This window comes from Rhodovulum marinum, from assembly GCF_004343075.1.
GTDB classification, from domain to species: Bacteria; Pseudomonadota; Alphaproteobacteria; order Rhodobacterales; family Rhodobacteraceae; genus Rhodovulum; species Rhodovulum marinum.
Window position 1 is genome coordinate 389,025 of record NZ_SLXP01000001.1, and the last position, 13,158, is coordinate 402,182.

The following is a 13,158-nucleotide window of genomic DNA, read 5'->3' on the forward strand; positions in this document are numbered from 1 at the left end:
CCGCGCACGCCCCCGCCGCCCCCCGATGCGCGGCAAACCGCCGGCGCCCGTTCCGCGGGCGAAATGGCGGAAATTGCATCCCCTTTGCCTCGCGCAACCTGCAGGCGTGCCCGCATGACGCAACGGCGCCGCCCCTTGCGCCTTGCCTCGCGCGTCCCGCTGCGGCAGCCTTTGCGTTCCGACATCGTTTCAGGAGCAGAGACAGAATGTTCACCGAATCGACACGGCGAATCCTGCTTGGCGCCACGATCCTGGCCGGGCTGGCGGGAACGGCGGGCGCCACCACCTACATGCGCGGCAATGACGGCAACCCCGAAACGCTGGACCAGCACAAGACCTCGACCGTGGCCGAGGCCAACATCCTGCGCGATCTTTACGAGGGGCTGGTGGTCTATGACCGCGCGGGCCACGTGATCCCCGGCGTCGCCACCGAATGGACGATCAGCGAGGATGGCACGGTCTATACCTTCACCCTGCGCGACGACGCGAAATGGTCGAACGGCGACCCGGTCACCGCCGGCGATTTCGTCTATTCCCTGCGCCGCATCATGACCCCCGAAACCGGCGCGAAATACGCCAACATCCTGTATCCCATCAAGAACGCCGAGGCCGTGAACAAGGGCGAGCTGCCGCCCGAGGAAATGGGCGTCGCGGCCCTGGACGACCGCACCCTGGAAATCACGCTGGCCGCGCCCACCCCCTATTTCCTGGAACTGCTGACCCACCAGACCGGCCTGCCGGTGCATCCCGCCTCGGTTCAGGCGCACGGGTCCGATTTCGTCCAGCCGGAAAACATGGTCTCGAACGGCGCCTACACGCTGAAATCGAACACCCTGAACGACCGCATCGTTCTGGCGAAGAACCCCGAATTCCACGACGCCGCCAATGTCGCCATCGACGAGGTGCATTTCCTGCCCTTCGAGGATCGCGCGACCTGCGTGCGCGGCTGGGAGGCGGGCGAGGTGCATTCCTGTTCCGACCTGCCCGCCGAGGATATCGAGCGCCTGCGCGCCGAACACGGCGACGCGGTCCATGTCGTGCCCTATCTCGGCACCTATTATTACGCGCTGAACCACGAGGACGAGTTCCTGTCCGACCCCGACGTGCGCCGCGCGCTGTCCATGGCGATCGACCGCGAATTCCTGGCCGAGGAAATCTTCCAGGGCACCATGGCGCCGGCCATCAGCTTCGTGCCGCCGGGGATCGGCAATTACGACGGCTCGCCCGAGGTGGATTATTTCTCGATGTCCATGCTCGACCGCGAGGACATGGCGGCCGAGATCCTGGCCGCGAAGGGCGTGACGCCGGAAACCCCGCACACGCTGGAACTGATGTACAACACGTCGGAAAACCACAAGAACGCGGCCACCGCCATCGCCGACATGTGGTCGAACCTTGGGGTGAACGTCGAATTCAACGTCCGCGATGCCTCGGCCCATTACGCGCATCTGCGCGACCGGGGCGATTTCGACGTGGCCCGGGCGGGCTGGATCGGGGATTATTCCGATCCGCAGAACTTCCTGTTCATGGTCGAGTCGGACAATGACGGGTTCAACTACGCCCGCTACGACAACCCCGACTACGACGCGCTGATGGATCGGGCCGCGGTGACCACCGACCTGGCCGAACGCGCGGCGCTCCTGAACCAGGCCGAGGCGATCTTCATGCGCGACCTGCCCTTCATCCCGCTGCTTTACTACACCTCGCGCTCGCTGGTCTCGCCCAACCTGTCGGGCTGGGAGGACAACATCCAGAACGTTCACCCGACCCGCTTCCTCAGCCTGTCGGAATAGGCTATAGGCCCGCGCGGCCCCGGACCTGCGCCGGGGCCGTGCCCGCAAAGAACACGTCCCGCGATGCTGATCTATGCCCTTCGGCGCCTTCTGGGCGCGATCCCGACGCTTTTCATCATCGTTACCGCCGCCTTCTTCATGATGCGGCTGGCCCCCGGCGGCCCGTTCGACCAGGAACGCACGCTGGAGGCCACGGTGATGGCCAATCTCAACGCGACCTTCGGCCTCGACAAGCCGCTCTGGCAGCAATACGCGATCTATCTCGGCAACCTGTTCCAGGGCGACATGGGGCCCAGCTTCATCTACCGCGACAAGCGCGTGCACGAGATCCTGGCCGAGGGCCTGCCGGTGTCCGTGCAGCTCGGCGCCTCGGCGCTCCTGCTGGCCTTCGTCCTCGGCACGGCGCTCGGCACCGTCGCCGCGCTCCGGCAGAACAGCCGGGTCGACTACGCGGTGATCGCGGTGGCGACCTTCGGCATCACCGTGCCGAATTTCGTGGTCGCCCCGGTGCTGTCGCTGGTCTTTGCGGTGATGCTGGGCTGGCTGCCGGCGCAGGGCTGGGGCGACTGGCGCCAGATGATCCTGCCGGTGATCGCGCTGGCCCTGCCGCAGGTCGCCGTCATCGCCCGCCTGATCCGCGGCGCGATGATCGAGGCGCTGCGCTCCGACCACGTGCGCACCGCCCGCGCCTATGGCCTGCCCGCGCGCATGGTGGTCGCGAAACACGCGCTGCGCGCCGCGATCCTGCCCGCGATCAGTTACCTTGGCCCGGCGGCGGCCGCCCTTCTGACCGGGTCCATCGTGGTGGAACAGGTGTTCAACCTGCCCGGCATCGGGCGCTATTTCGTGCAGGGTGCGCTGAACCGCGACTACACGCTGGTGATGGGCACGGTGGTGATCGTCGCGGTCTTCGTCGTGGTGTTCAACCTGCTCGTCGACCTTGCCTATGCCCTGTTGGATCCGAGGGTGCGCTATGACTGACACCGCCGCCCCCGGCCGCTCGCTCTGGGCCACCGCGCTGCTGCGGCTGCGGCGCAACCGCGCGGCGATGGCCTCGCTGGTGATCCTCGCGCTGATCGCGTGTCTCGCGATCTTCGGCCCCCGGCTCGCCCCCCACGGCTATGCCGAGGTCTATCCCGAATTCGTCAAGGTGGCCCCCAGCCTGCGCCCCTACCCGCAGGAAGACCAGGTCATCCCCGCCGCCGAACGCGCCCTGAAACGCGCCCGCGTCGAACTGGGCGAGATCACCATCGACAACGGCACCGTCCGCATCCCCCTGACCTCGCCCCGCGAGATCGACCCGCGCCTGGCCCGTTACCTCGACCGCTCCGACGTGTTCACCGAGGCGCGCATCGTGGACCTGTCCCCCGACGGCAAATCCGCCGTGGCCGAGGCCCGCGTGCAGCAACTGTATTTCCTGATGGGCACCGACGCGAACGGGCGCGACCTGCTTTCGCGCATCCTGATTTCCTTGCGCATCTCGCTGACCATCGGGCTTCTGGCGACGGCGGTGGCGCTGACCATCGGCGTCGTCTACGGCGCGACGGCGGGGTTCCTGGGCGGGCGCATCGACAACCTGATGATGCGGGTGGTCGATATCCTGTACTCTTTGCCCTTCGTGTTCTTCGTGATCCTGCTGGTGGTGTTCTTCGGGCGCAACGTGGTGCTGATGTTCATCGCGGTGGGCGCCGTCGAATGGCTGGACATGGCCCGCATCGTGCGCGGGCAGACCCTGTCGCTGAGGCGCCGCGAATTCGTCCAGGCGGCCGAGGCGATGGGGGTTTCCGGCGGCGCGATCATCCGCCGCCACATCATCCCCAACACGCTGGGCACCGTCATCATCTACATGACGTTGCTGATCCCCAAGGTGATCCTGCTGGAATCCTTCCTCTCCTTCCTCGGGCTCGGCGTGCAGGAACCGCTGACCTCGCTGGGCGTGCTGATCGCCGAGGGCGCCAAGAACATGCGCAACGCCCCCTACATGCTGATCTACCCCGCCGCCACCATGACCGTCCTGCTGTTCGCGCTGAACTTCCTGGGCGACGGGCTGCGCGACGCGCTCGACCCCAAGGACCGCTGAGATGACCGACCCCGTCCTTGAAATCGACAACCTGCGCGTCCGCTTCGACACCCCCGACGGCACGGTGGACGCGGTGCGCGGCGTCTCGCTGACCGTGGCACCCGGCGAAACCGTGGCTGTGGTGGGCGAAAGCGGCTCGGGCAAAAGCCAGGTGATGATGGCCGCGATGGGCCTCTTGGCCGCGAACGGAAAGGCCAGCGGATCGGTCCGCTATCGCGGCGAAGAGATCCTGAACCTCCCCCCCGACCGGCTGAACCGCATCCGCGGGCGCAAGATCACCATGATCTTCCAGGAACCGATGACCTCGCTCGACCCGCTTTACACGATCGAGGATCAGCTTGCCGAACCCTTGCGCGTTCATGGCGGCCTGTCGCCCCGCGCCGCGCGCGCCCGCGCGCTGGAGCTGCTGGACCTGGTGCAAATCCCCGACCCCGCCCGCCGCCTGCGCGCCTATCCGCACGAACTTTCGGGCGGGCAGCGCCAGCGGGTGATGATCGCCATGGCACTGGCCAACGACCCCGACCTGTTGATCGCGGACGAGCCCACAACCGCGCTCGACGTCACGATCCAGGCCGAGATCCTGCGCCTGCTGGCCGAGTTGCAGGCGCGCCTCGGCATGTCGATCCTGTTCATCACCCATGACCTGGGCATCGTCCGGGCCTTTGCCGACCGCGTCTACGTGATGCGCGCCGGGCTGGTCGAGGAACAGGGGCCGACGCGGCGCATCTTCGAGGCGCCCGAGAAACCCTATACCCGCATGCTGCTGGATGCCGAACCCGAGGGCGAAAAACCCCCCGTCGCCGCCGATGCGCCGGTGCTGTTGCAGGGCGCGGGGCTAAGGGTGACCTTCGGCAAACCGCCCGGCTTCCTGCGCCGCGACACCCGGTTCACCGCCGTCAAAGGCATCGACCTGACGCTGCGCCAGGGCCAGACCATCGGCGTGGTGGGCGAATCCGGGTCGGGGAAATCCACGCTGGGCCGGGCACTCTTGCAACTGCTGCCCGCCGAGGGGCGCGTGGTCTACCTGGGCCAGGAGATCGCCGGGCTTGACCGCGCCGCGATGCGCCCCCACCGCAAGGGGCTGCAAATGGTGTTCCAGGACCCCTATGGCAGCCTCAGCCCCCGCATGACCGTGACCGAGATCATCACCGAGGGCCTTCTGGTGCACGAACCGGGCCTGTCGCGCCGCGACCGGGCCGAACGGGCCGCGCAGGCGCTGACCGATGTCGGGCTGGACGCGTCGATGCGCAACCGCTTCCCGCACGAATTCTCGGGCGGCCAGCGCCAGCGCATCGCCATCGCCCGCGCCGTGGTCCTGCGGCCCCGGGTGATCGTTCTGGACGAACCCACCTCGGCGCTGGACCGGTCCGTGCAGAAACAGGTGATCGACCTCTTGCGCCGGCTGCAGGCGGAACACGCGCTGTCCTACATCTTCATCAGCCACGACTTGGCGGTGGTGCGCGCGATGGCGGATTATGTCATGGTGATGAAGGACGGCGCGGTGGTCGAACAGGGGCCCACCCGGGCGATCTTCGAGGCGCCCGGGGCCGAGTATACCCGCGCCCTGATGCGCGCGGCCTTCGACCTTGGCGACCTGCTGACCGGCTGACACCCGCCCCCTTGCAAACCGCGTGCGGAGTTGATCTGAGGGGGCGCGAAACGGGAATGACGGAGGCAGCGATGGCCTATCTGGACAGGGCGGGATTGCAGGTGGCCGACGTGCTGGCCGCGTTTGTCGAGGACCGGGCGCTGCCCGGCACCGGGATCGACGCGGGCGCCTTCTGGAACGGTTTCGCCGGGTTGGTGCGCGATTTCACCCCGCGCAACCGCGAGCTTCTGGAAATCCGCGAGGAATTGCAGGCCAGGATCGACGCCTGGCACCTCACCCACCGCGACGCCCCCCATGACCACGAGGCCTACAAGGCCTTCCTCGCCGAGATCGGCTATCTCCGCCCCGAGGGCGGCGATTTCCAGATCGACACCGCGAACGTGGACCCCGAAATCGCCACCGTCCCCGGCCCGCAACTGGTGGTGCCGATCACCAATGCGCGCTACGCGCTGAACGCCGCCAATGCCCGCTGGGGCAGCCTGTATGACGCGCTTTACGGCACCGACGCGATGGGCGGCCCGCCGCCCGCGGGCGGCTATGACCGCGGCCGCGGCGCCCGCGTCGTGGCCCGCGCGCGCGTCTTCCTGGACGAGGCGTTCCCGGTCCAGGGCACCAGCCACGCCGACGCCCGGCGCTATCACGTCAAGGGCGGCGCGCTTCTGGTCGACGACAACCCGCTGGAGGATCCGTCGAAATTCGCCGGTTTCCGCGGCCATCCCCGCGCCCCCGACGCGGTTCTGTTGCGCAACAACGGGCTGCACGTGGAACTGGTGTTCGACCGCACCCACCCGGTCGGCGCGCGCGACCAGGCGGGGCTGGCCGCCATCCGGCTGGAATCGGCGGTCTCGGCGATCATGGATTGCGAGGATTCGGTGGCCTGCGTCGACGCCCCCGACAAGGTCGCGGCCTATGCCAACTGGCTGGGCCTGATGAAGGGCGACCTGACCGCCGAGTTCCAGAAGGGCGGCGAACGGCTGACCCGCGCGCTGAACCCCGACCGCGACTATATCGCCCCCGACGGCACCCCCTTCACCGTCAAGGGCCGCGCGCTGATGCTGGTGCGCAACGTGGGCCACCTGATGACGACCCCTGCGATCCTGGACACCGACGGCCACGAGGTGTTCGAGGGGCTGATGGACGCCGCCATCACCACGCTGATCGCGCTGCACGACCTGAAAAAGACCGACGGCCCGCGCAATTCCCCCGCCGGGTCCATCTACGTCGTCAAACCCAAGATGCACGGCCCCGACGAGGTCGCCTTTGCCGACGACACCTTCACCCGGGTGGAGGAGATCCTCGGCCTGCCGCGCCATACCGTGAAACTGGGCATCATGGACGAGGAACGCCGCACCTCGGTCAACCTCAAGGAATGCATCCGGGCGGCGAAACACCGCGTCGCCTTCATCAATACCGGGTTCCTCGACCGGACGGGGGACGAGATCCACACCTCGATGGAGGCCGGCCCCTTCAGCCGCAAGGAGTTCATCAAGCGGAAATCCTGGATCACCGCCTATGAAAACCTGAATGTCGATATCGGGCTGGAATGCGGGCTGTCGGGCCGCGCGCAGATCGGCAAGGGCATGTGGGCGATGCCCGACCGGATGGCGGCGATGCTGTCGGCCAAGATCGACCACCCCAAGGCCGGGGCCACCTGCGCCTGGGTGCCCTCGCCCACCGCCGCCACCCTGCACGCGCTGCATTACCACGCGGTCGACGTGCTGGCGGTGCAGAAACAGCTGAAAAAGGGCGGGCGCCGCGCCCATGTCGACGGCCTTCTCGACATCCCGCTGGCCGCCTTCCGCAAATGGTCCACCGTCCAGATCCTCCGCGAGGTCGAGAACAACGCGCAAGGCATCCTTGGCTATGTCGTGCGCTGGATCGACGCCGGCGTGGGTTGTTCCAAGGTGCCCGACATCAACGATGTGGGCCTGATGGAAGACCGCGCCACCTGCCGCATCTCGGCCCAGCACATCGCCAACTGGCTGCACCATGGCGTGGTCAGCCCCGAGGACGTGATGGAGGTCATGCGCCGCATGGCCCAGGTGGTCGACCGCCAGAACGCCGCCGACCCGGCCTATGTGCCGATGGCGCCGGGCTATGACGGCATCGCCTTCCAGGCGGCCTGCGACCTGGTGTTCATGGGCCGCGACCTGCCCTCGGGCTATACCGAACCGGTGCTGCATGCCCGCCGGCTGGAACGCAAGGCGGAACTGGCCCGCCACTGACCCCGGTCAGCCCGCGTTGCCGAACGCCCTGTCGCGCAGCGCCGACACGGCGTTCGCATGCGCGTCGAACCCCTCGTATTCGGCGAAGCGCTTGGCCCTGGGCGCCAGCAGGTCATAGCCCTTGCGCGTCACGTAGCCCAACCCGATGGTCTTCAGGTAATCGTGCACCCCCAGCGGCGAACGCGTCAGCGCCGCCATGTTGGTCGGCAGCACCGCGTTCGGCCCCAGGGTGAAATTCCCGATGCAGATCGGCGTATGCGCGCCCAGCAGGATTTCCCCCGCGTTGCGGATCGCGCCCAGGTAATCATGCGGCACGTCCGCGTGAATCTGCAGGTGTTCCGGCGCGTAATCGTTCACGAACTCGCAGGCCGCGCCCATGTCCGGGGCCAGCACCACGCCGCCCCGCGGCCCGCACAGCACCGCCTGCGAATAACCCGTGCGTTCCTCGCCCATTTCGGCCCAGTAGCCGGGGATCGCGGCGATGGCCTCTTCGGCCACGGCGCGGCTGTCGGTCACCAGCCAGGCCGAACTGTCCGGCCCGTGCTCGGACTCGATCAACAGGTCCAGCGCGGCAACCCGCCCGTTCGCGGTGCCGTCCGCCAGGATGATCGACTCGCTCGGCCCCGCCGGCGTGCCGGGGTCCAGCCGGTCGGCCAGCAGGCGCTTGGCCGCGACCACCCAGGGGCTGCCCGGCCCCACGATCTTGGGCGCGCGCGGCACGGTTTCGGTGCCATAGGCCACCGCCGCCACCCCCTGCGCGCCACCGCATTTGTAAACCTCTTCCACCCCCGCGATGCGCGCCGCGACCAGGGTGGCCGCATCCACCTTGCCGTCGGGGCCCGGCGGCGTGACGATGAAGGGCCGGCCCACCCCCGCCACCACCGCCGGGATCGTCGTCATCATCACCACCGACGGGAACGACCCCTTGCCGCGCGGCACGTAGCAGGCGACGGAATCGATCGGCACCACCTTTTCGCCCGCGAAGACGCCCGGGTGCATTTCCTTCCACCACATCTCCTCGGGCATCTGCGCCTGATGGAACCGCCGCACGTTGTCCGAACAGAATTCCAGCACCTCGATCATGTCGCGGTCCACCGCGTCGAAGGCCGCGTCGAAATCGGCGCGGGTCGCCGCGATGGCATCCGCCGTCACCGGCGCGCGGTCGAACTCCTGCGCGAAACGGGCCAGCGCCGCGTCGCCCTCGTCCCGCACCGCCTCGATGATGGGGCGGGCCTTTTCCATCACCGGGCCAAGGTCGCCCTCGGTCCGTTTCAGCAGGCCCGCGCGGGCGTCGGCGTCCAGCGTGGAAAGGTCATGAAAGGTGATCTTGGGCGACATGGGCGACTCCGGGTCATTTCGAGCGCAGGAAGATGTCCAGCCCCACCAGCCGGTCCAGCAGGAACACGGCGATCAGGGCGATGGCGATATACAGGACCGACACCGCGGCCAGGTCGGGCGTGATGACCGACCGGATCGAGTTGTAGATCTGCACGGGCAGCGTGACGGTGCGGCTGTCGGTCAGGAACAGGCTGACGAGAAACTCGTTGAAGGCGAGGATGAACATCAACAGCCCGCCGGTGATGACGCCCGGCATCACCGCGGGCAGCGTGACGGTCAGAAAGGTCTGCAAGGGCGGCGCGCCGCAATTCATCGCCGCGTTCTCGATCTCGGGGTCGATGGCGTTCACGCTGGCACTGACCGACCAGATCATGAAGGGCAGGTTGATGATGCACAACGCCACGCCCACCGGCCACAACTGGCCAAGGATGCGGATTTCCCCGAAAAAGATCATCATCGAGATGCCCGAGACCACCAGCGGGATGGTGAACGGCAACAGCAGGTAGACCTGCACCGCATTGCGGAACCGGATGCGGTAGCGCACCGTGGCGATGGCCGCCAGCGTGCCCACCGGCAGGCTGACCGCCGTGCAGATCGCCGAGACATAGAAGGTGCGCGCCAGCGCCGCCTTGAAGCTGTCCAGCTGCCACAGCTCGCCATACCAGCGCAGCGAAAACCCCTCGGGCGGGAAACGGATGATCTCTCCGGCCGTGAAGGACGCGCCGATCACGATCAGCGTGGGCAGGCTGAGGGTGATGAGACTCACCCACACCAGCCCCCAGATCGCGATGCGCTTGGACAGGCTGCCCCTCATTTCGCGCCCCTCACGCCCAGCGTGCCGGTGCCGGCCACCAGGAACACCCCCGCCACGATCAGGCTGCCCAGCGTCACCAGCACCATCGACAGCGCCGCGCCAAGCCCGGGGTTCGAGATCTGGAAGAAACTGTCATAGATCGCCGACGCGATGAAATCCGACGTGCCGCCGCCCAGGATTTCCGGCATCGCGAAATCGGTCAGCGTCAGCGTGAACACCACCACCGACGCCCCGATCAGCCCCGGTTTCGCCATCGGGATCACCACGTGGCGAAAGGTCGAGGTCCAGCGCGCCCCCAGCGACTCCGAGGCCAGTTCCATGTCCTCGGGGATCGCGGCCAGCGCGGGCACCAGCAGAAGGATCGCAAAGGGCAGCATGTATTGCACCAGCCCGAAGATCACCGCCGGGTAGGTGAACAGCAGGTCCACCGTCGGCAACCCCATCCCCGCCAGCGCCGAGTTCACCAGCCCCTCGCGCCCCAGCACGATCAGCCAGCCATAGGCCCGTACCACCTGCCCGATGAAGAACGGCAAAAACAACGCCACCAACAGCGCCTTGCGCACCATGGCCGACGGCGTGCGCACGATCGCATAGGCATAGGGAAAGGCCAGCGCGACCGAGATCGCGGTGACCAGAACCGCCCCCAGCAACGTCCGCCCCAGCACCCGGGCGTAAACCGGGCGGTCCAGGATCGTCTGGTAATTCGTCAGGCTATAGGCCTCTTTCAGCCGGTAGGTGGACAGGTCCAGCTCGTGCAGGCTGTATTCCACCATGTAGCCCAGCCCGATCACCAGCACGCCGACCAGGAACAGCGCGGGCGCCAGCAACGCCCACGCCGTCAGCCGCCGCATCCGCGCGGGCCACAGAACCGCCGCGGCGGCCTCGAGCGCATCCAGCAGGCGCCAGGAAATCGGGTATTTCATGTGGGACATCGGTCAGGACAACGGGCGGGGCCGACACCGGCCCCGCCGCGAAGGGCGATCACCCCTGGAAGATCTCGCTGAACTTGGCGAACCAGACCGGCTGGTTTTCCACCAGCACCGGCGAGGGCACCGAGACGAGACGCTCGAAATCCGCAGGCGTCGTCGGGTAGGACGGATCGCCCACCAGGTCCGCGGGCGGCGCGATCCCCGGGAAAACGGGCGGCAGGCCCAACAGCGAACACCACTTCTCCTGCGCCTCGCGCGACAGGGCGAAATTGACGAATTCCTTGGCCCAGTGCTCCTCGTTCGCAGGCAGGCCCCTGGGCACCCACAACCCGTCGGTATCGACCTTGCAGCCCTCTTTCGGCACGGTCCATTCCACGTCGATCCCGCTTTGCCGCGCCGCCCGCGCGTTCACGGAAATCGTGCAGGCCAGGTCGATCTCGCCGTTCTGGAACCAGGTGGTGAAATCGGCATCCTCGCCCAGAAGCGGCGCGTTTTCCTTGAGCTTGCGGTAGAATTCATAGCCCGGCTCCATGTTGCCGGGGATGTCCTCGAAACTGCCCCCGCCCGCGATCACCGCGATCGGGTTGAACCCGATCCCGTCATCATACAGCGCCACCCGCCCCTTGAATTTCGGGTCCAGCATCACCGTCCAGCTGTCGGGCGCCCCGTCGGGAAACGCCTCGGGCCGGTAGGCGCAGACATAGACATAGGCATAGGTATTCACCAGCGGATAGCCCTCCAGCCCGGTGGGCTTGGCCAGCGGCAACAACCCCTCCAGGTTGGAAAGGTCGCTCAGGTCCACCGTCACGCCGCGCAGCGCGGAAATCGTGGCATTGGTGGTGGTGTCCCAGTTGACGTGGATGGGCGGGATGCGCCCCTGGTCGACCGCGGCCCAGATCTTGGGCTTGATCTCGTTATCCTCGGTGAAATCCAGCCGCACCGGGATGCCGGTCGCCGCGGTGAACGGGTCGGCCACGCCTTCCTTCAGCGCGTCGCCCCAGGCGCCCCCCCAGGCCCGCACGATGATCTCGGACGGCTTGTCCTGCGCCCGCAGGATGCCCGGCATGGCCAGCGCGCCGGCCCCCGCCGCGCCCAGTTTCAGGAATGTCCGCCGCCCGGCGAAATCGGTGGTCGTCATGTCGTAAGGCTCCCCGTTGGTTTGTGTTCCGTGGTCACGGCGGGGGCGGGTCCCGCCGGAAAGGCGATCAGGTCGCGCGCCGCCCATTCCAGCCGCACCGGCTGGGCCTCGTCATAGACCGAGTGGCTGACCGGATCGTGGTCGAACACGTTCAGAACCGCGCCCCCCAGCCCCGGCACCTCGACCGCATAGACCATCCGCTCGCCCTCGAAGATGCGCTGGCGCACGATGCCGTCCACCGCGTTCTCGAACCGGGGCGCGCCGTCCCGCGGGCCGATGGCGATCTGCTCGGCGCGGATCGCGCACTCGACCGCCGCACCGGCGCCCAGCGCCGCGCCGCCGCGGGCCTTCAGCGTGGCCTCGCCCGCCGTGACGGTCACCGCCTCGGGGGTCTCTGCGGTCACCCGGCCCGGGAACATCGAGGTCACCCCGATGAACCGCGCGACAAAGGGATTTTCCGGCCGCCGGTACAGCGACACCGGGTCGTCCGCCTGCTGGATCACGCCGCCCTCCATCACCACGATCCGGTCCGACATCACCAGCGCCTCGCGCTGGTCATGGGTCACGTTGATCGTGGTCACACCCAGTTCCTGCTGGATGCGGCGGAATTCCAGTTGCATGTCCTCGCGCAGCTTGCGGTCGAGCGCCGACAGGGGCTCGTCCAGCAGCAACAGGTCGGGGCCGAAGACCAGCGCGCGGGCGATGGCCACCCGCTGCTGCTGGCCGCCCGACAATTCATGCGGGCGGCGGTCCTTGAACTCGGCCAGCCGGACAAGGGCCAGGTAGTCGTCCACCAGCCCCGGGATGCGGGCGGGATCGAACCGGCGCATCTTCAGCGGATAGGCCACGTTCTCGGCCGCGGTCATGTGCGGGAACAGGGCCAGTTTCTGGAACACCATCCCGATCGACCGCTGCCAGGCCGGCACCCGGTCCATCCGCACGCCGCCGATGCGGATTTCGCCCGCGTCGGGCCGGTCGAACCCGGCGATCATCCGCAAAAGGGTCGTCTTGCCACAGCCCGAGGGGCCGACCACGGTCAGGAAATCGCCCCGGTCCACGTGCAGCGTGGCGTTCGACACCGCGGCCACTGTCCCGAACACCCGCGAGACCCCCGCGATTTCAACCATCCGGCTTCCGGACACCGTACCGACCTTTCCACCCGTCCCGCGCGCCGCCGAATGCTGGTCGGGCGGGGGCGGAGTGTCAAGCCGACCCGCCCCGCCAGGCGGGCG

Annotated in this window: 10 protein-coding genes; 5 read left to right on the forward strand and 5 right to left on the reverse strand. The window is 67.9% G+C overall.

The window, feature by feature from the left end:
* The first annotated feature begins 206 nt into the window (after positions 1-206).
* The 5 genes from EV662_RS01940 to EV662_RS01960 all read left to right on the forward strand — a co-directional run bounded on the left by EV662_RS01940 (position 207) and on the right by EV662_RS01960 (position 7,707).
* Positions 207-1,793: a peptide ABC transporter substrate-binding protein gene (locus tag EV662_RS01940; RefSeq protein ID WP_132460435.1), complete on the forward strand. Its 1,587-nt coding sequence runs from the start codon at positions 207-209 to the stop codon at positions 1,791-1,793.
* Positions 1,794-1,856: 63 nt separating this feature from the next.
* Positions 1,857-2,774, forward strand: coding sequence for an oligopeptide ABC transporter permease OppB (gene oppB, locus EV662_RS01945; RefSeq protein WP_132460436.1), 918 nt, complete (start codon positions 1,857-1,859; stop codon positions 2,772-2,774).
* On the forward strand, positions 2,767-3,873 hold the full coding sequence (locus tag EV662_RS01950) for an ABC transporter permease (RefSeq protein WP_132460437.1): 1,107 nt from the start codon (positions 2,767-2,769) through the stop codon (positions 3,871-3,873). The genes oppB and EV662_RS01950 overlap by 8 nt, the downstream gene beginning before the upstream one ends.
* 1 nt (position 3,874) lies before the next feature.
* Positions 3,875-5,482 (forward strand): ABC transporter ATP-binding protein, encoded by a 1,608-nt coding sequence (locus EV662_RS01955; RefSeq protein ID WP_132460438.1) that lies wholly within the window; start codon positions 3,875-3,877, stop codon positions 5,480-5,482.
* A gap of 71 nt (positions 5,483-5,553) precedes the next feature.
* Positions 5,554-7,707: a malate synthase G gene (locus EV662_RS01960; RefSeq protein ID WP_132460439.1), complete on the forward strand. Its 2,154-nt coding sequence runs from the start codon at positions 5,554-5,556 to the stop codon at positions 7,705-7,707.
* 6 nt (positions 7,708-7,713) lie between these two features.
* On the opposite strand, the gene hisD is transcribed toward EV662_RS01960, so the two are convergent.
* The 5 genes from hisD to EV662_RS01985 are packed head-to-tail and all read right to left on the reverse strand — an operon-like array spanning position 7,714 to position 13,053.
* The gene (gene hisD / locus EV662_RS01965) at positions 7,714-9,045 is read right to left on the reverse strand and encodes a histidinol dehydrogenase (protein WP_132460440.1); all 1,332 of its coding nucleotides are present in this window, start codon (positions 9,043-9,045) and stop codon (positions 7,714-7,716) included.
* Positions 9,046-9,058: 13 nt separating this feature from the next.
* Positions 9,059-9,859, reverse strand: coding sequence for an ABC transporter permease (locus EV662_RS01970; protein ID WP_132460441.1), 801 nt, complete (start codon positions 9,857-9,859; stop codon positions 9,059-9,061).
* On the reverse strand, positions 9,856-10,782 hold the full coding sequence (locus EV662_RS01975) for an ABC transporter permease (RefSeq protein ID WP_243695738.1): 927 nt from the start codon (positions 10,780-10,782) through the stop codon (positions 9,856-9,858). The genes EV662_RS01970 and EV662_RS01975 overlap by 4 nt, the downstream gene beginning before the upstream one ends.
* A gap of 58 nt (positions 10,783-10,840) precedes the next feature.
* Positions 10,841-11,926 carry an ABC transporter substrate-binding protein gene (locus EV662_RS01980; protein ID WP_132460443.1) on the reverse strand — a complete coding sequence of 362 codons (1,086 nt, stop codon included), beginning with the start codon at positions 11,924-11,926 and terminating at the stop codon, positions 10,841-10,843.
* Positions 11,923-13,053 (reverse strand): ABC transporter ATP-binding protein, encoded by a 1,131-nt coding sequence (locus EV662_RS01985; RefSeq protein WP_132460444.1) that lies wholly within the window; start codon positions 13,051-13,053, stop codon positions 11,923-11,925. The genes EV662_RS01980 and EV662_RS01985 overlap by 4 nt, the downstream gene beginning before the upstream one ends.
* Positions 13,054-13,158 lie beyond the last annotated feature (105 nt).